This is a genomic window from Ancylobacter sp. VNQ12 (assembly GCF_049445835.1).
GTDB lineage: Bacteria > Pseudomonadota > Alphaproteobacteria > Rhizobiales > Xanthobacteraceae > Ancylobacter.
The window spans coordinates 232,681-248,900 of the sequence record NZ_JBMSDU010000001.1; the positions used below are offsets into that span (position 1 = coordinate 232,681).

The window sequence follows — 16,220 nt, forward strand, 5'->3', positions numbered from 1 at the left end:
TCCGGTGGGAACGGCGAGAGGCGGCGTCAGGCTGGCATATCAGTGAATCGCACTTACAATATCTGGTCGCGTGGCGCCATAAAGGCGCAGCACGGCCTGCGCGAAGCGCTGGGGATCGCGCGCCATCGGATTGTGGCCGGTGTCCGGCCAGATCTCCAGCGCCGCATCGGGAATCGCGGCGGCGATGAGCCGGCCATGGGCCAGCGGGCACTGGTCGTCCTGTTCGCCGTGCAGCACCAGGGTCGGAAGGCGGATGCCGGCCAGTGCCGGGCGCAGATCCGCCATGCGGACGGATGCCCAGGCGCCGGCGACGGCGACGGGCGCGGCGCAGGCGACCAGTCCCAGCCGGGTGGCACGATCACGGGCCTCCTCGGCAATGTCCGCGGCGGACATGGCATGGAACCAGACCGCCTCGCCCGCCGGCCGTGCCGTTCCGCTGGCCAGTACCAGGCCGTCCAGCCCGTGCGCGCCGTGGCGGGCGAGAAGGGTCAGCGCAACCAGCACGCCCATGCTCCAGCCCACCAGCGTCACCGGACCCGGCACGGCCGCGATCACCGCATGAAGGTCGGCGGCGAAATGTTCGAGCGTGTAGGCGCCCGGATCTTCCGGAGCCGGCGAGCGCCCGCGTCCGCGCATGTTGGGCATGAGAACGGTGCGCTCCCCACCGAGCCGAGGCGCGACCTCGCTCCATGCCGAGGCGGTGCCCTGAATGCCGTGCAGCAGTACGAAGGCCCCGCGCGCCGGATCGGCCTGCCTGTTGACGCACAGGCATTCCAGGGCGCCGTCGGGGGTGGCGACGAACTCGGTGGTGAACGCGGTCATGAAAGGCCTCACGCCGCGCGGGCGGTGAGGGAAGCCTCTATGTCGGCGCTGGTGAATTCCCATTCATTGCCGAAATTGGCGACCACGCTACGCATGAAGCGCTCATAGTTCTGCAGGGCCGGTCCGGGCGCGCCGAAATGGTCGGCCAGTATGGCAAGGGCGAGCTGGGCTGGGGCGATGCCCTCGTAGCTCCATTCGAAACCGTCGCGGCTGATCTCCCTGATATCGGTGCGTTCCGGCAAAAGGACGCCGTCCACCGTCACCGAAACGCCATCGATGGTTCTGTCTCCACGATAAATCTTCATGGCAATCATCCATTAGCTACCGACATGTAACATATTAGATGTTTATCGAATGTCTGGCAATTGGCTTGTGGGGCCATCGACGTTCCTCGCTGCGGTTCCAGCGGGGAAGGAGCGGTACCGAGGGTGGGTTGTCGCGGACGCGGTCATGCCGGGCCGTTGTCGGATCGCGAGCATTCACATGCGCGCGTGCCGGTCTTCGGTGAAGATCGCACTATCAGCGAATAACGCGATCGCCCGCGAGCGATGCGGGGGCGCGCCCGGTGCTTCAGGGCGACCGTCGCGCATCGGCGGCGAAAATGCCTCGCCGATGCGCGACCACGCGGATCGTTAAGAGGGGCGGGACCGGTTTCAGTAGGTCGCGGCGGGATTGACCTGCCAGATCTCGTCGACCAGCTTGCCATCGCGGTAGAGCAGCACGTAGCGCACCTTGACGGTGTTCTTGCCGGCGAAGGTGGCGTCGATTGTCACGGTGCCACCCTTGGGATTGGCCGCCTCCGTTGCCGTCGCGATGTTGGCCTTCTGGGCGCCCTGGGCAGTGAAGAATTTCGACCAGACCTCCTTGATCTTGTCGGGCTGGCTGTAGGTGCCGTCGAGCGGGCCGCCGACCCAGTGCAGCGTTGCGGCGGGACTGTAAGCGGCGGTGACAGTGGCGAGATCGCCGCCGGCAATGGCATTGATGCGGGACCGTGCGAGGTCTTCGGCGGGGCCCGCCAGCGTGGCCGAGCCGGACGCGGCGACGAGGAGGAAGGCAGCGGCGAGAGTAGAAAGGCGCATGGCGGGTGTCTCCAAATGTGGCCTGCACACGGGAAGACGCCCGCCGCGCCGGTTTATTCCGTCCGGCGGAGCTGGCGTTCCGAAATTTTCGCGCCGTGCTGTATGGAGGTGCCGGACGGGCCAGGGCGAAGAACCGGAGAAAAATCCGTGCCGGGCCGGAATAATCGGGACGGCCCGGCGTCCAACCTTCCGAAGGCGCATCGCGCCGGAAGGAGAAAAGCCCATGCGACAAAGACAGCTGTCTCGTGTCGGTCTCGTGCTGGCCGCGTGCCTCGCCGGCAGCGCGGCCGAGGCGCACGACCATGGCCATGACGGCGCGGTCGTCTCCGCCCCGAGCGACGAGACGCCCTTCCTCACCGAGAATGCCGCCGCCATGGACAAGATGATGGCGGACATGGAGGTGAAGCCGACGGGTGATATCGACGCCGACTTCACGGCGATGATGATCCCGCACCATCAGGGCGCGATCGACATGGCGGTCGCCTATCTGCGCTACGGCACGAACCCGCAATTGCGGCGGCTCGCGCAGGAGATCGTCGTCGAGCAGCAGCAGGAAATCGCCGCGATGCGTCTCGCGCTCGGCCAGCCCCTGCCGCCTTCCGCGCCGGTGCCGACGCAGCCCGGTGCCGCACCCCTCCACGACCATTCCGCCATGTCTCACAGCAGCATGTCCGCCGACAGCATGACAATGCCGGCCATGCCGATGCCGACGAAGTAGGAACCGACCGATGAAAAAGCCCTTCCTGACCGGCGCGCTCGCCAGCGCCATGCTCGCCTGCGCGGCGCCCGCCTTCGCCGGACAGGCGCCCTTCGCCGCCGCTACCCCGGACATTCCGCTGAGCAGCCGCGACCGCGTCTATGCCGCCGAGCAGTTCTCCAACACCATTTCCGTCACCGATCCCGCCACCAACAAGCTGGTCGGCGTCATTCGGCTGGGCGATCCGCAGCCGATGAACTTCAGCCCGCTCTACAAGGGGCAGGTGCTGGTGCACGGCATGGGCTTCTCCCCCGACGCCAAGACCCTCGCCGTGGTATCGATCGGCTCGAACTCGGTGACATTCATCGACACCGCGAGCAACATGGTGAAGCACACCACCTATGTCGGCCGCTCGCCGCACGAGGCGTTCTTCACGCCCGACGGCAAGGAGGTGTGGGTGACGGTGCGCGGCGAGGATTACATCGCCGTGCTGGACGGGACGACCTATGAGGAGACGGCGCGCATCAAGGTGCCGAACGGTCCGGGCATGCAAATCTTCTCGCCCGACGGCAAATACGGCTATGTCTGCTCCTCCTTCATGCCGGAGACGGTGGTGGTCTCGGTCGCCGACCACACGATCGTCGGCCATGTGAAGCAGGAAAGCCCGTTCTGTCCGAACATCGCCGCGACGCCGGACGGCAAGCAGGTGTGGTTCACGCTGAAGGACATCGGCAAGACGCAGGTGTTCAAGGCCCAGCCCCCCTTCGATGTCATCCGGACGATCGACACCGGGCCGATCACCAATCACGTCAATTTCGCGCGCAATGCCAACGGCACCTTCGCCTATGTCACCATTGGCGGACTGAACGAGGTGAAGGTGTTCCGCACCGACGATTTCTCGCAGGTCGCAACCATCCCGGTCGGCAAGCTGCCGCATGGCATCTGGCCCTCGGGCGACGGCTCGCGCGTCTATGTCGGCCTGGAGAATGCCGACGCTCTCGCCGCCATCGATACGTTGGCCAACAAGGTGGTTGCGACCATCCCGATCGGTCAGGCACCGCAGGCGGTCAACTACGTGCCAGGCGCGGTGCCGGAGGGCGACGGCACCTCGAACCTTCAGCCGCTCGGCATTGCCGGACAGGCGGCCCATCTCGGCCTCACTGGCGACGGCAAGGCCGCGGACAAGGCGCCGACCAGTGTCTCGCTGTTCGACCAGGGGCTGATACAGATACTTCAGGCTTCCGTCACCGGGTTGGCGCCGAAGAAGCCCTACGTGCTGGCGCTGGCCAGTGAACCGGACGGCAAGGGCACGCTGGAGCCGCTCTCCGCCTTCATGACCAACCCGGCCGGCTCAGCCATCGTCAACGCCGCCGGCCCGATCCGCCAGATCGTGAAGAATGAGACGAAGGGCTTGCGGCGTTATCTCGTTATCGCCGAAGGCACGAGTGCGCAGCCCGGCGCCGTGGTGCAGCGCCAGACGCTAGATTGACATGCCGTTGCCGCCCTTCGGGGCGGCGATCCACGGCGGAGCGCCCTTGCCGGCATTCCGCCGCTCCCGGAAGGAGACGCCATGACCCACGAGATGGTGCATCTGATCAGGCCGCTTATTCCGGCGCTGCGGCGCTATGCGCGCGCGCTGCTGCGGGATCGTGCGGCGGCTGACGATCTGGTGCAGGACTGCCTGGAGCGCGCCATCAGCCGCTGGCACCAGCGGCGCGAGGATTACGACGCGCGGGCATGGATCTTCACCATCCTGCACAATCTCGCCATGACGCGGCTGCGCCGTTCGGCGCGGCGCCCCGTCCATGTCGGCCTCGATGAGACCGATGCGACCGGACTTTCCGTGGCGGCGTCGCAGGAGGACGGTCTGCGCCACCGCGAGCTGCTCGCGGCGCTGGCGCAACTGCCCGAGGAGCAGCGCTCCGTGCTGCTGCTGGTCACGGTCGAGGAACTCTCCTATGCCGAAGCGGCGCGGGTGCTCGACGTGCCGATCGGGACCGTCATGTCGCGCCTGTCGCGCGCCCGCGAGCGCTTGGCCCGGCTGATGTCCGCCGAGCCGCGCGCGACGATCTCCACGCCTTACCTCCGGAGCGTGAAATGAACTCCCGCCCCATTTCCGAAGACGACCTCAACGGCTTCGTGGATCGTACGCTCGATCCGGCCCGTCACGCGGAGGTGAGCGCCTATCTCGACGCCCACCCGGATATCGCACAGCGCGTCGCCCTCTATGGCGAGCAGAGCGACATGCTGCGCGCCGCCTTTGCGCCGGTGATCGATGAGCCGGTGCCCACGGAACTCGACCTGGCCCGTATGATCGATGAGCGCCGCCGCCCGAGCCAAATGCCGCGCTGGGCGATGGCGGCCGCGGCAGTGTTGCTGCTTTCGCTCGGAGGCGCGGGCGGCTGGTCGCTGCGCGGCATGGCGCCCGCGCCCAACGAGGGTGTTCAGGCCCTCGCCCGCGAGGCGGCGGCGAGCTATGCGACCTACGCACCCGATCAGGTGCGGCCGGTCGAGATCCGCGCGAGCGATCGCGACGTGCTCGCGGCCTGGACCGCCAAGCGTATCGGCCGTCCGATCGGCATTCCCGATCTGACGAGGGCGGGTTATCGCCTCATGGGCGGGCGTGTCGTGCCGACCGAGCACGGACCCGCCGCCCTGTTCATGTATGACGACGATCACGGCACCCGCCTCGTCATGCTGGCGCGTCCCATGAGGGCCGAGCCGGACATGCCGATGTCGCCGCATGTGCAGGGAAGCCTGAACGGCTTCGCCTGGGCCGACAACGGCCTCGGCTACAGCCTCGTCGGAGGCGTGGCATCCGACAGGCTGCATCCGCTGGCGGACGAAGTGCGCCGCCAGATCCGCAGCGAGGCCTGAGTATGAGGCGGTCACCATGCTTGCCGCCTATCTGAGAGCGCTGCTCGCCGGGGCGGCCGGGCTCGTCGTCAACTTCCTCCTCCTGGGTCTCGCCGACCGGCTGGGGATCGTGACCGCCCGCGGCGGCTTCCAACGCCTGGTGAAGCTGTGGACCGGGCCCGCGCTAGGCGCCCTTGGCGTCGATCGCGGCTGGGCCGCGCTCGATCTTCCCGATCCGAGCGGCCCGCTCTTCACGACCGGCTTCAAGGTCGTCGTCGGTCTCGTTATGGCGATGATCTATCTCGGGATACAGCCGCTGCTGCCGGGGCCCGCTCTCGAAAAGGGGCTGGTCTATGCGCTGCTGGTCTGGCTGATCAATGCCGCCCTCGTGCTGCCAGCCCTCGGCCAGGGCTTCGCCGGCATGAAGATGCTCAGCGCGACCGGAATTATCGTCTTCGCCATGGCCCACACGGCCTTCTTCCTCGTGCTCGCCGCGTTGATCTAGGCCGTGAGGGAGGGGCGGTCAGCTGTGGCGTCCGGGCCGCGCCGGTTCCTTGCTGTCGCGGATGATCTGATGGCGCAGGCTGGCGACATCATTCATCGTCCGCTCCGCCTCAACGGCAATCATCGCGAGGAAGCCCAGGGCCACCAGTGCCAGCGCGATCTCGACCATGTGTTTCCTCCCTGTTTTGAGGAAGCAACTGTCTTCGGTGGTTTCCGTTCCGGAACAAGGATGAACTGGAGCGTTTCTCTTCAGCCCATGGCCAGCGCCGCTACCGGATCGAGGCGGGAGGCGTTGCGGGCAGGCAGGTAGCCGAACACGATCCCGATCACCGTCGAGCACAGCACCGCCGCGACGATGGACGTGGTCGAATAGATCAGGCTGAAGCTGGTGCTGAACCAGGCGAAGGCGATGCCGAAGCCGAGTGCCAGCGCGATGCCGAGCACGCCGCCGAGCAGGCACACCAGCACGGCCTCGATCAGGAACTGCTGGAGGATGTCGCTGCGCCGCGCCCCCACCGCCATGCGCACGCCGATTTCCGACACCCGCTCGGAGACCGACACCAGCATGATGTTCATCACGCCGATGCCGCCGACCACCAGCGAGATCACCGCGATGACGGCGATCAGCAGCGTCATGGTCTGCGTCGTCGAGGTGATGGTGCGGCGGATGTCGTCGGTGTTGAGGATGAAGAAGTCCTTGGTGCCGTGGCGCTGGGTGAGCAATCGCGTCACCGCCTGCTCGGCGAGGCTGGTGGAGACATCGTCCGCCACCTTCACCGTGATGCTGCGCAGCGAAGTCGAGCCGAGCAGCCGCGCCTGAACCGTGGTGTAGGGCAGGTAGACCGACAGGTTCTGGCTGGAGCCGAAGCCGCCCTGCTGCGTCTGCGTCACTCCGACGACGCGGGCGGGCACCTTGCCGATGAGGATGACCTGCCCGACGGCGCCGCCCGGCGTGCCAGCAAACAATGTCTTGCGGGTGTTCTCGTCGATCACTGCTTCCTGCGCGCGTCCGCTCACCGCATCCGTGCCGAAGAAGCGTCCCTCGGCGATCTTCGTGCCCTTGGCAGCGAAATACTGCTCGCTGACGCCGTTCACCAGCGCGTTCGCCTCCTTCGCGCCGTGACGGACCACCACCGAGCTCGACACGGTCGGCGTGACGGCTGCGACATAGGGCTGCCCGGAGAGCGTGTCGGCATCGGCGACCACGAGCGTGCTGATCTTGGCGGAGCGCACGTCACCGAAGCTGCGGCCAGCGAAGACCTCCAGCGTGTTGGTGCCGAGACTGGAGATGTTGGTGAGCACGCGCTGGCGCGAGCCTTCGCCCAGCGCGACCACGCACACCACGGAGGCGATGCCGATGATGATGCCGAGCATGGTGAGCAGCGCGCGCATCCGGTGCGCGTTCATGGCGAGCAGCGCCATGCGGAGCGCCTCGCGGGTGCGCCCCAGCGTGCGGGCCGTTCGTGTGCGGAGGGAATCCGCGTGGAGAGTCGTTCCACCGGCGGCGGGACGGGGTTGGAGACCCGGCGGCGCGACTGCCGGCGGCGCGTCGCTGCGGCGGTCGGCGATGATCGCGCCGTCGCTGATCTCGATGATGCGCCGCGCGCGTTTCGCCACCGCGGGGTCATGCGTGACGATGACGACGGTGCGCCCTTCGGCGTTGAGTTCCTCGAGGATGCGCAGCACCTCCTCGCCGCTGGTGCGGTCCAGCGCGCCGGTCGGCTCGTCGGCGAGGATCACGTCGGCATCGTTCATCAGCGCCCGTGCGATCGAGACGCGTTGCTGCTGGCCGCCGGAAAGCTGTCCCGGCCGATGGTCGCGGCGGGGCCCGAGGCCGAGCCGCGCCAGCAGGCTGTCCGCCCGTGCGTGCCGCTGGCGCGGCGAGGTTCCCGCATAGACCGCCGGCACCTCGACATTGCCGCGTGCCGACAATTCGCCGAGCAGATGGTAGCGCTGGAAGATGAAGCCGAAATGCTCGCGCCGCAGCGCTGCCAGCTCGTTGGCGTCGAGTTCGGCGGTCTCGCGGCCGGCGATGCGGTAGCTGCCGCCGGTCGGCCGGTCGAGGCAGCCCAGTATGTTCATCAGCGTCGACTTGCCGGAGCCGGACGCGCCCATGATGGCGACCATGTCGCCGGCCTCGATGGTGAGGTCGATGCCGCTCAGTGCCGACAGATGCTCCTCGCCAGCGGCATAATCGCGCCGGACGCCCGAGAGCGACAGCAATGGCTCGCCCATGGTCTAGAACCCCATCGGCGGCGGCGGGCCGCCTGAGCTGGACGCCGCAGGCGTCGCGCTCGCCTCCTGCAGCACCACCCGATCGGTTTCACTGAGGCCGGAACGCACTTCCACGGTCATGCGGTTGTCGAGCCCGATCTCGATCTCGCGCTCGCTTGCCCGGCCATCGCTGCCCAGTATGCGCACGCGGGCCTTGCCGTCGACGGCTTGGCCGACCAGCGCGGAAGAAGGGATGGTGAGCACGCCGCGCGCGCTGCCCAGCACGATATGTACCTCGGCGGTCATATAGGTGCGCAACCGGCCATCCGGGTTCGGAACGTTGAAGATGCCGTTGTAGTAGATCGCGTCGGACGAGCTCGAACTCGTGGAGCTGGAGCTGGAGGACGTGGAGGACGAACTGAAGCTGGAATCGTTGCGTACCGATTCCGGTGCCGGCTCGATGAAGCCGAGGCTCGCCTCATAGCGCCGGTTCGGCTCGCCGAGAATGGTGAAATAGGCCGATTGTCCGGGCTCGACGTGAACGACGTCGGCCTCGGAGATCTCCGCCCGGATCATCATGGTGTCGAGCTGGCCGAGCACGATGATGGTCGGGGCGGACTGGCTCGCATTGACCGTCTGCCCCTCCTGGCTGACGATGGCGAGCACCGTGCCGTCGATCGGCGCCGTGATGCGGGTGTAGCCGAGATTGGCCTCGGCGGTGGCGACCGATACCTCCGCTTCCTCGATCTCGGCCTTCAGCGCCTCGATCTGGGCGCGGGTGACGTCCGCGTCGGCGACCGCCTCGTCGAAGCTGGTGCGCGAGACGGCCTTGGTCTCGACCAGCTGGCTTTGACGGTCGAGCGTCTTCTCGTTCAGCACCAGCGTTGCCTGCTTCTCCGCCAGCTGGGCGCGGGCCTTGGCCAGTTGCGCCTTTGCCGTGCGCAGATCGTTCTGCTGGGTGATCGAGTCGATCTCGGCCACCAGGTCGCCGGCGCGCACCCGGTCGCCCAGCGCCACCTTGACCGAAGTGATGCGACCGGACGCCTGCGCGCCGACCGCGACGAGCTTGGTCGGTTTCAGCGTGCCGGTGGCGAGCACGGTGCGCTCGACATCGCCACGTACGACCGGCGCGGTGATGTAGGCCGGCGGACCGGCGGCAAACAGGTCGCCGCGCAGCAGCCACCCGACGGCCAGGGCGGCGAGCACGGCCGCCGCGAGCATCGGACGGAAACGGAAGAACAGGCGGGAGAGAGAGTGCATAGGCCTTCGATCGTTGAACGGACCGGCCCCGTGCTGACGTCGCGGACAGGCGCAGCCGCTGGGAACCGCCATGTGAAGGGACGGCGGGCGCACCGCGAGGTGCACCCGCCTTCCCCCGAAAGCCGATCAGGTTAGGGGCGGAGATCGGCTCCCGGTTCTACCGACCTGGGCAGGGCCGGAAGAAGAATAGGGAGACATGTGCGAGGTCTGTCGGACGCGCGGCGCGGCGGCGCTGCGATCGGCGACGATGGGTGTAGCGGCATCGAGACCTCGCCAGTTGTCGATGCCGTGACCATGGCGGCGCTTGGTTTCCCGTGAAGGTCCGCATGTTGCCCGATATTGATGCGGACGCCGTTTTTGTTTCCCGATATTGCTGTAGGCGGTCGGGCAATCTTCAGTTGCCATTTCGACGTTGAACTGCAGGCGCCGTCCGCCGATGGAAAACCGCGTATCTGTGGTTTTGGAGCCGATTGTTGGAAAGCAGCCCTCATATCCTCGTCGTCGATGACGACCAGGAGATCCGCAAGCTCCTCGGCCGCTATCTCCAGGGGCAGGGCTTCCGCGTGACTCTTGTCCAGGACGGGCGCCATGCCGAGGAGGCGCTCGCTTCCAATCGCATCGACCTCGTCGTGCTCGACCTGATGCTGCCGGACACTTCCGGGCTCGAACTGTGCCGCACGCTGCGGGGCCGTTCGGACGTGCCGGTGATCCTGCTCACCGCGCTCAAGGAGGATGTCGACCGCATCATCGGTCTTGAGGTCGGCGCGGACGACTATCTCGGCAAGCCCTTCAACCCGCGCGAGCTGCTGGCGCGCATTCGCGCCGTGCTGCGGCGAACCAGCGCCCGCGAGGCGCCGCCGCCGGCCCCGGCGCAGCAGACCTTCCACTTCGCAGGGTTCACCGCCTATCCCGCGACGCGCCGGGTGCTCGACGCCGCGAGCGCGGAAGTGCCGCTGACAGGGGCGGAGTTCGAGTTGCTGCTTGCCTTCCTTCAGCGGCCGGGCCGGCTGCTCACCCGGGACCAGTTGCTCGACATCACCCAGGGGCGCAGCGCGGCCTCCTTCGACCGCTCGATCGACGTGCTGCTCAGCCGGGTGCGGCGCAAGCTGGGGGATGCCGGTAATTTCCGCATCTTCAAGACCCTGCGCAATGGCGGCTATCAGCTGACCGTTCCGGTGGAGACGATGCAGGCGCCCGCCCTTCCGCCGGAGACGCCATGAGCACGCTGCGTGCGAAAATCACCGCGCTGCTGGTCGGCGCGGTGCTGCTGGTCGTCCTGCTGGCGACCGGCCTGTCCTTCCTGCTTCTGTCACCGCCGCACTTCGAGCGGGTCGACGATGCGCTGGCGGCGCAGTGGGTGCTGCTGGTGGACCTCATTCCCGCCGGTGCCATGCAGACTGCGGGCGCCGGCTATCTCGGTGTCCGCGCCGACGAGCCGGTCGGCGAGATCATGCATATGCCGACCGAGGGCATCAACGCGGCGCTGGCGCGCCTGGGGAGGCCGGAACGGATCGCGGTGCACGGCGTGGTGGACGCGCCGTGGCCGGTCATCGCCGGGCGCCTGTCGGACGGGCGCTGGCTGGTCATGCCGCTGACGATGCCGCCGGAACCGCCAAATGGCTTTTGGGCTCTGGCACGCTGGGTGCTGATCGTCGCGCTCGGAATCACCCTGGTCATCGTCGTCGCGGTGCGCCGGCTGACGGAACCTCTCGCCCTGTTGGAACGCACAGTTGCCACGCTGGGGCCGGACGGCGAACTGCAGCCGCTCGACGAGGAGGGGCCGACCGAGGTGCGGGCGGCGGCGCGCGCGATCAACCGGCTGTCCTCGCGGCTCAAGCAGGCTATGGAAAGCCGCATCCGCCTCGTCGCCGCCGCCGGCCACGACTTGCGCACCCCGATGACGCGGATGCGGCTGCGGGCGGAGTTCCTCAACGACGAGGAGCGGCCGAACTGGATCGCCGACCTCGACGAACTCGACCGCATCGCCGACAGCGCCATAAGGCTGGTCCGCGAGGAGGTCGACGGCTCGTCGAAGAGCTGCCTGCAGCTGGACCAACTGGTGAAGGACGTGGTCGGCGAGCTGCGCGAGATCGGCATGGACGTGACGCTCACCCACGCCGACCCCGCACGGGTGGTGGCGCGGCCGCTCGCACTGCGCCGGGCGATCCGCAACCTCGCCATCAATGCTGCGACCCATGGTGTGAAGGCCGAACTCCGCGTCGAGGCCTCCGGGGACGCGGTCACTCTCTTCATCGACGACGAGGGGCCCGGCATCCCTGAGCCACTCATCGCGCGCGTCTTCGAGCCGTTCTTCCGCGTGGATCCCGCGCGCGGGGCTCCTATTCCCGGCGCCGGCCTTGGCCTTGCCATTGCCTACGAGATCATTTCGAGCAATGACGGCGTGCTCGAATTGAAGAATCGTCCGCAGGGCGGGTTGAGCCAGCATGTGACGTTTCCCATGGCGACGGGGGAGGCCGGGTAGCCCGCTGGATCAGTGCGTGGCGGCGGCGTCTCGGGCATGGCTCGGCGCCTGGGCGTGCAGCCGGCTCCAGGCCCGCCGAAGCTGGCGCGCCGAGGAAAAGCCGGCGCGCTCCGCCACCTGCTCCATGTCGAGCTTCGATCCCACGACCAGTTCGTGCGCCAGCGCCACCCGCATGCGGTTGACGAAATCGGTGACGCTCATGCCGGCATGCTCGTTGAACAGGCGAGAGAGATGGCGCGGGCTGGTGGCGGCGATCTTCGCCAGCGCTTCCACCGACCAGTCCCGCGCCGGATCGCCGGCGACGGCGTCCTGCGCGCGGTGGATCGCCGGGTGGATATGGTTGCGCCCTTCCAGCCAGGGCGAGAGCTGCGGATCGGCGCCGGCACGCCGGAGATAGACCACGAGATAGCGCGCGACCTCGACGGCGGTCGGTGGGCCCGCCTCGCGTGCGACCAGCGCGAGCATCAGGTCGATGCCGGCGGTGATGCCGGCGCTGGTCAGGCGCTCGCCATCCTCGACATAGAGCCGGTTCTCGCGCACCCGCGCCCGCGGGGCGAGCCGCACCAGTTCGTCGATCGTGCCGTGATGGGTGGTGCATTCATGGCCGTCGAGCAGGCCGGCGCGGGCGGCGAGCAGCGCACCGGAGCAGATCGTCACCAGGCGGATTCCGGGACACACCGCGTGGGCCAGCCATTCCACGATGGCCGCCTCGTCGGGCGCGTCCTGCGGCCGGCTGTCCGCCAGCGCGCCGAGCGGCTCGTCCGCCGCGCCGGAGACGATGATCATCGCCCCGGCCGGCACCGTGCCGGGCAGCTTCTCGATGCCGGAAAGGCCGAGCCCGATGGAACTGCGCACATCCGTCGAGGGGCCGACATAGGCGACCTCGAACCGCACGGCATCCTGCACCAGATTGGCCTTGCGCAGCACTTCCATCGGGCCGGCGATATCGAGCAGCAGGGCGCGCGGCGGCACCACCACGAAGACGCGGATCGTCCGCTGCGGCGCCCGTGCACTCATGCGGCGGCCTTGCGCTCAAGGCCGGCCAGCGCCTCGTCGACCGTGGCGATGCGGGCGAAGCGGCCGGCGAGCACCAATTCGGTGCGCGCGCGGATCTCGGCTGCGCTCCATTCGCGCCCGTGCGCGTCGGTCATCGGGAAGGTCAGCGTCGCCTCGCCGACATAATCGACGGCGTAGCCGAGATCGGAGGCATGGCGCGTGGTGGTCTCGCAGCACTGCTCGGTGCGGATACCGGAGACGATGACGCGGCGGATGCCGTTCTGGTTCAGCCAGACGTCGAGGCCGCTGCCGATCAGCGCGCTGTGCCGGGTCTTGCGGAACACCGCGTCCGGCGCGATCCGCAGCGGGGCGAGCGTGCGCACGAAGCCCGAGGCTTCCGAGAACGGGCCGGTGGGATCGACATGGAACACCTGCACGACCGGGATGCCGGCTGCTTTCGCGCCATCGATCAGCGCCTGCTGGCGCTCGAGATAGGGCTCCAGCTCGTCATTGCGGAAATAGGCGCGATGGCGGAAGGATTCCTGGGCGTCGATGACGAGAAGGACGGTGTCGGCGGACATTTCTGCATCTCCATGGCGAGGGGGTGCGGCCATGATAAGCGTCATCCTATACCGGGAAAGACACGCAGCAGACCATGAGCGGACATATCGCGCCAAAGTTTCGGGAAAGTTGGCGATCGCCTGCCACCACCGCTTCTCCCTAACTGCCGTGAGACGGATTGAGCCTCGCGGACAAAGTCGTGATGATGCGCCGGCCGCCGCCGGAGCGGCGCCGGAGATTCGACGGTCCATGCTTGCCCGCCTGCTGCGTCACCCCGTGCTGCTGATCGTTGGCGTGCTGGCAGGGCTGTTCGCCCTCTATGAAGTCAGCGTGCGCTTCTTCGCCTACACGGCGGACGCTTATGTGATGAGCGACATCGTCGTCATCTCCTCCGAGATCGAGGGGCCAGTATCCCGGCTTGCCGTGCAAAACAACCAGGACGTGACCGCAGGCCAGCTGCTGTTCGAGATCGAGAAGACGCCCTATCTGCTCAAGGTGCAGCAGACGCAGGCGGCATTGACGCAGGCGCAGGCCGACCTCGATCTCGCCAGGGACGAGGTGAACTCGGCCAAGGCCGGCGTCGCCTCGGCGCAGGCGGTGCTGACCAATGCGGACGCCCAGCTCGGCCGGGTGAAGTCGCTTTCCACCGAGGGCTTCTCTACCGAGGCGAGCCTCGATGTCGCCACCCGCGATGTCGCCACCGCCACCGCCAATGTGCAGACGGCGCAGGCCGCACTCGATGTCGCCAACCGCCGCGTCGCGGTGGCGGCGGCCATCATCGCCTCGGCACAGGCGGACCTCGCCCGGGCGCAGTACGACTTCTCCAAGACCGTCATGTCGGCGCCGGAGGCGGGGCGCATCGCCCCCTTCACTATCCGCCAGGGCGACTATCTCGAGCGCGGCACGCAGGTGCTCGCGGTGGTGACGGACAATCGCCGGCGCGTGGTGGCCAACGTGTTCGAGCGCCATCTCGCCCGCATCCGCCCCGGCCAGCGGGTCTGGTTGACGCTCGGCTCCGACCCCTGGGTGATTCATACCGGCCGGGTCAGCGGCATCGCCGCCGGCGTGGCGCGCTCGGCCAAGAATCCGGAGGTCGTGCCCTATGTCGAGCCGACCACCGACTGGGTGCGGCTGCCGCGCCGCTTTCCCATCGAGGTGACGCTCGACGACTGGCCGGCGGGGCTCGGCCTGTTCAACGGCGCGGATGCCCGCGTACTGATCTGGTTCTAGGGCATGGACGACGTCACCCGCCAGGCATTCGCGACGGCTTCGGGGGTGCTCGCTGCAGTCTATATGGCGCTCTGGATGGATTTGCAGGACCCTTACTGGGCGGCACTGAGCGTGATGATCATCGCCAATGTCGACCGCGACGCGCTGTTCACCAAGGGGCTGCTGCGCATCGTCGGCACGCTGGTCGGCGTGACGAGCGGCTACGTCATGGGCCAGTGGATGGAGGGCATGCAGTCGATGCAGGCCGCCTCCGTCATGATCGCGGCGGCGGTCGGCACCTATGGCCGCCAGCGCAGCGCCTATGGCTATGCCTGGTTCTACGGGGGATTGAGCTTCGCCCTGCTGATCCTCTACACCATGGTGCAACCGCAGGACCTCTACGCCTTCGCCCACTACCGCACCTACGAGATCCTCATCGGCGTGCTCTGCGGCACGCTGGCGAACTGGGCGCTGGGGCCGCGGGCGGGGGAACTGCCGGCGCATATATTAGCGCAGGCCGCCACCACGACGCGGGACAATGCGCGGCGCCAGTCCTTCATCGCCGGACTCGGCGCGCTGACCATCATCGTCACCTGGGCGCTGTTCGACCTGCCGCAACTGCCGCAGGTGCTGATTTCCAGCCTCGTCGTGCTCGACGCCGACCCGCTGGCGACGCGCCATCGCGGCGCGCAGCGCATCTTCGGCTGTATCATCGGCGGCACGGCGGGCATCCTCGTGGTGCTGATCGACGCGGCCGACCAATGGTGGTGGACCGCGGCGCTGTTCCTCGGCGTGTTCACCTTCTCGCGGCTGCATCTGTCGAAGTCGCCCAATGCCTATATCGGCACGCAGTCGGCCATCGCCTATCTGGTGACGCTGGTCAGCCTCGGCCCGCCGACCACGCTGGAGCCGCCGATCGACCGGCTGGTCGGCATCATCATCGGCGTGAGCATCATGACCGTGCTGGTCTGGGCACTGAATCCGCCGAAACCGCCGCAGCCGGCATCGGCTGCAATGACCTCGTAGATCACTGTCGCCGTCTGGTCATCGGCCGTCGTCTCGGGATCAGACCTTGCGGGCCGGCGCGATGGTCCCGACAAGCGCGGGGATGTCGGCGCCGCGCGGCACGCTCAGCCACCGTTCCGGCGCGCCGGCGGGGATGATGACGGCGGCATTCTTCGGGCAGATGTCGAGGCAGTCGACCTCGACGATGGCAATCCGGGCGCCCTTGCGGCGCGGCTTCTTCATCGGTTTGCCGCCCTCGCGCCGGGCGATCTCCGCCTTCAGCGCCTTGGGCAGGCTGTCACGGCCGTCGGCACCGAAGCCGCCCTTGAGCTTCTTCGCGCATTTGCGGCAGACGAGCACGATGTCGGTCCAGTCGGACTTGATGGGCTTCATGCGTGAAAAGGCCTCCGCGCTGCATGTGGCATCGCGGAGGCCGCTTGTCGACGTAGGCAATGGAACGGCCGGCTGGAAAGCTGCGAACCCCGAGTGCCGAGTGGGGGGCGGGACGGCACCCTGAGCCTTTCTTTCCAGCCGG

The 16,220-nt window shown here is 67.9% G+C and carries 18 protein-coding genes; 9 read left to right on the top strand and 9 right to left on the bottom strand.

Annotated elements, in window-relative coordinates:
* Positions 1-39: 39 nt before the first annotated feature.
* From ACO2RV_RS01040 to ACO2RV_RS01050, 3 genes are all read right to left on the bottom strand, one after another.
* Positions 40-822 carry an alpha/beta fold hydrolase gene (locus ACO2RV_RS01040; RefSeq protein WP_423288890.1) on the bottom strand — a complete coding sequence of 261 codons (783 nt, stop codon included), beginning with the start codon at positions 820-822 and terminating at the stop codon, positions 40-42.
* An 8-nt stretch (positions 823-830) separates the two neighbouring features.
* Positions 831-1,127, bottom strand: coding sequence for a DUF6166 domain-containing protein (locus ACO2RV_RS01045; RefSeq protein WP_423288892.1), 297 nt, complete (start codon positions 1,125-1,127; stop codon positions 831-833).
* A 348-nt stretch (positions 1,128-1,475) separates the two neighbouring features.
* Entirely contained in the window at positions 1,476-1,901 is a 426-nt protein-coding gene (locus tag ACO2RV_RS01050) for a nuclear transport factor 2 family protein (protein WP_423288894.1), read from the bottom strand.
* Positions 1,902-2,124: 223 nt separating this feature from the next.
* On the opposite strand from ACO2RV_RS01050, the gene ACO2RV_RS01055 reads away from it, so the two are divergent.
* From ACO2RV_RS01055 to ACO2RV_RS01075, 5 genes are all read left to right on the top strand, one after another.
* Positions 2,125-2,619 carry a DUF305 domain-containing protein gene (locus ACO2RV_RS01055; protein ID WP_423288896.1) on the top strand — a complete coding sequence of 165 codons (495 nt, stop codon included), beginning with the start codon at positions 2,125-2,127 and terminating at the stop codon, positions 2,617-2,619.
* A 10-nt stretch (positions 2,620-2,629) separates the two neighbouring features.
* Positions 2,630-4,087: a YncE family protein gene (locus tag ACO2RV_RS01060; protein ID WP_423288898.1), complete on the top strand. Its 1,458-nt coding sequence runs from the start codon at positions 2,630-2,632 to the stop codon at positions 4,085-4,087.
* An 81-nt stretch (positions 4,088-4,168) separates the two neighbouring features.
* Positions 4,169-4,699: an RNA polymerase sigma factor gene (locus ACO2RV_RS01065; protein WP_423288900.1), complete on the top strand. Its 531-nt coding sequence runs from the start codon at positions 4,169-4,171 to the stop codon at positions 4,697-4,699.
* On the top strand, positions 4,696-5,475 hold the full coding sequence (locus tag ACO2RV_RS01070) for an anti-sigma factor family protein (protein ID WP_423288902.1): 780 nt from the start codon (positions 4,696-4,698) through the stop codon (positions 5,473-5,475). Before ACO2RV_RS01065 ends, ACO2RV_RS01070 begins: the two co-directional genes overlap by 4 nt.
* Before the next feature lie 16 nt (positions 5,476-5,491).
* The gene (locus tag ACO2RV_RS01075) at positions 5,492-5,959 is read left to right on the top strand and encodes a hypothetical protein (protein WP_423288904.1); all 468 of its coding nucleotides are present in this window, start codon (positions 5,492-5,494) and stop codon (positions 5,957-5,959) included.
* A gap of 18 nt (positions 5,960-5,977) precedes the next feature.
* Here the strand turns inward: ACO2RV_RS01075 and ACO2RV_RS01080 are convergent, their stop codons facing one another.
* From ACO2RV_RS01080 to ACO2RV_RS01090, 3 genes are all read right to left on the bottom strand, one after another.
* On the bottom strand, positions 5,978-6,127 hold the full coding sequence (locus tag ACO2RV_RS01080; protein WP_423288906.1) for a hypothetical protein: 150 nt from the start codon (positions 6,125-6,127) through the stop codon (positions 5,978-5,980).
* An 80-nt stretch (positions 6,128-6,207) separates the two neighbouring features.
* On the bottom strand, positions 6,208-8,193 hold the full coding sequence (locus tag ACO2RV_RS01085) for a MacB family efflux pump subunit (protein ID WP_423288908.1): 1,986 nt from the start codon (positions 8,191-8,193) through the stop codon (positions 6,208-6,210).
* A gap of 3 nt (positions 8,194-8,196) precedes the next feature.
* A complete protein-coding gene (locus ACO2RV_RS01090) occupies positions 8,197-9,432 on the bottom strand; it encodes an efflux RND transporter periplasmic adaptor subunit (protein ID WP_423288910.1) in 1,236 nt (411 codons plus the stop codon).
* Between the two features lie 473 nt (positions 9,433-9,905).
* Between ACO2RV_RS01090 and ACO2RV_RS01095 the strand changes: the two genes are divergently transcribed.
* The gene (locus tag ACO2RV_RS01095) at positions 9,906-10,652 is read left to right on the top strand and encodes a response regulator (protein WP_423288912.1); all 747 of its coding nucleotides are present in this window, start codon (positions 9,906-9,908) and stop codon (positions 10,650-10,652) included.
* Positions 10,649-11,914 carry an ATP-binding protein gene (locus ACO2RV_RS01100; RefSeq protein ID WP_423288914.1) on the top strand — a complete coding sequence of 422 codons (1,266 nt, stop codon included), beginning with the start codon at positions 10,649-10,651 and terminating at the stop codon, positions 11,912-11,914. Before ACO2RV_RS01095 ends, ACO2RV_RS01100 begins: the two co-directional genes overlap by 4 nt.
* Before the next feature lie 9 nt (positions 11,915-11,923).
* Here the strand turns inward: ACO2RV_RS01100 and ACO2RV_RS01105 are convergent, their stop codons facing one another.
* Positions 11,924-12,931, bottom strand: coding sequence for a GlxA family transcriptional regulator (locus tag ACO2RV_RS01105; protein WP_423288916.1), 1,008 nt, complete (start codon positions 12,929-12,931; stop codon positions 11,924-11,926).
* On the bottom strand, positions 12,928-13,491 hold the full coding sequence (locus ACO2RV_RS01110; protein ID WP_423288918.1) for an isochorismatase family protein: 564 nt from the start codon (positions 13,489-13,491) through the stop codon (positions 12,928-12,930). Before ACO2RV_RS01110 ends, ACO2RV_RS01105 begins: the two co-directional genes overlap by 4 nt.
* Before the next feature lie 229 nt (positions 13,492-13,720).
* Between ACO2RV_RS01110 and ACO2RV_RS01115 the strand changes: the two genes are divergently transcribed.
* Together ACO2RV_RS01115 and ACO2RV_RS01120 are read left to right on the top strand one after the other, a co-directional pair.
* Positions 13,721-14,701 (top strand): HlyD family secretion protein, encoded by a 981-nt coding sequence (locus tag ACO2RV_RS01115; RefSeq protein WP_423288920.1) that lies wholly within the window; start codon positions 13,721-13,723, stop codon positions 14,699-14,701.
* Between the two features lie 3 nt (positions 14,702-14,704).
* Positions 14,705-15,706 (top strand): FUSC family protein, encoded by a 1,002-nt coding sequence (locus tag ACO2RV_RS01120; RefSeq protein WP_423288922.1) that lies wholly within the window; start codon positions 14,705-14,707, stop codon positions 15,704-15,706.
* Between the two features lie 39 nt (positions 15,707-15,745).
* Here the strand turns inward: ACO2RV_RS01120 and ACO2RV_RS01125 are convergent, their stop codons facing one another.
* Entirely contained in the window at positions 15,746-16,078 is a 333-nt protein-coding gene (locus ACO2RV_RS01125; protein WP_423288924.1) for a (2Fe-2S) ferredoxin domain-containing protein, read from the bottom strand.
* Between the last annotated feature and the right edge of the window lie 142 nt (positions 16,079-16,220).

What these genes read in the sequence shown, in the direction of transcription:
- ACO2RV_RS01040 (WP_423288890.1), bottom strand. Translation starts at nt 822, where the DNA reads ATGACCGCGTTCACCACCGAGTTCGTCGCCACCCCCGACGGCGCCCTG.
- ACO2RV_RS01045 (WP_423288892.1), bottom strand. Translation starts at nt 1,127, where the DNA reads ATGAAGATTTATCGTGGAGACAGAACCATCGATGGCGTTTCGGTGACG.
- ACO2RV_RS01050 (WP_423288894.1), bottom strand. Translation starts at nt 1,901, where the DNA reads ATGCGCCTTTCTACTCTCGCCGCTGCCTTCCTCCTCGTCGCCGCGTCC.
- ACO2RV_RS01055 (WP_423288896.1), top strand. Translation starts at nt 2,125, where the DNA reads ATGCGACAAAGACAGCTGTCTCGTGTCGGTCTCGTGCTGGCCGCGTGC.
- ACO2RV_RS01060 (WP_423288898.1), top strand. Translation starts at nt 2,630, where the DNA reads ATGAAAAAGCCCTTCCTGACCGGCGCGCTCGCCAGCGCCATGCTCGCC.
- ACO2RV_RS01065 (WP_423288900.1), top strand. Translation starts at nt 4,169, where the DNA reads ATGACCCACGAGATGGTGCATCTGATCAGGCCGCTTATTCCGGCGCTG.
- ACO2RV_RS01070 (WP_423288902.1), top strand. Translation starts at nt 4,696, where the DNA reads ATGAACTCCCGCCCCATTTCCGAAGACGACCTCAACGGCTTCGTGGAT.
- ACO2RV_RS01075 (WP_423288904.1), top strand. Translation starts at nt 5,492, where the DNA reads ATGCTTGCCGCCTATCTGAGAGCGCTGCTCGCCGGGGCGGCCGGGCTC.
- ACO2RV_RS01080 (WP_423288906.1), bottom strand. Translation starts at nt 6,127, where the DNA reads ATGGTCGAGATCGCGCTGGCACTGGTGGCCCTGGGCTTCCTCGCGATG.
- ACO2RV_RS01085 (WP_423288908.1), bottom strand. Translation starts at nt 8,193, where the DNA reads ATGGGCGAGCCATTGCTGTCGCTCTCGGGCGTCCGGCGCGATTATGCC.
- ACO2RV_RS01090 (WP_423288910.1), bottom strand. Translation starts at nt 9,432, where the DNA reads ATGCACTCTCTCTCCCGCCTGTTCTTCCGTTTCCGTCCGATGCTCGCG.
- ACO2RV_RS01100 (WP_423288914.1), top strand. Translation starts at nt 10,649, where the DNA reads ATGAGCACGCTGCGTGCGAAAATCACCGCGCTGCTGGTCGGCGCGGTG.
- ACO2RV_RS01105 (WP_423288916.1), bottom strand. Translation starts at nt 12,931, where the DNA reads ATGAGTGCACGGGCGCCGCAGCGGACGATCCGCGTCTTCGTGGTGGTG.
- ACO2RV_RS01110 (WP_423288918.1), bottom strand. Translation starts at nt 13,491, where the DNA reads ATGTCCGCCGACACCGTCCTTCTCGTCATCGACGCCCAGGAATCCTTC.
- ACO2RV_RS01115 (WP_423288920.1), top strand. Translation starts at nt 13,721, where the DNA reads ATGCTTGCCCGCCTGCTGCGTCACCCCGTGCTGCTGATCGTTGGCGTG.
- ACO2RV_RS01120 (WP_423288922.1), top strand. Translation starts at nt 14,705, where the DNA reads ATGGACGACGTCACCCGCCAGGCATTCGCGACGGCTTCGGGGGTGCTC.
- ACO2RV_RS01125 (WP_423288924.1), bottom strand. Translation starts at nt 16,078, where the DNA reads ATGAAGCCCATCAAGTCCGACTGGACCGACATCGTGCTCGTCTGCCGC.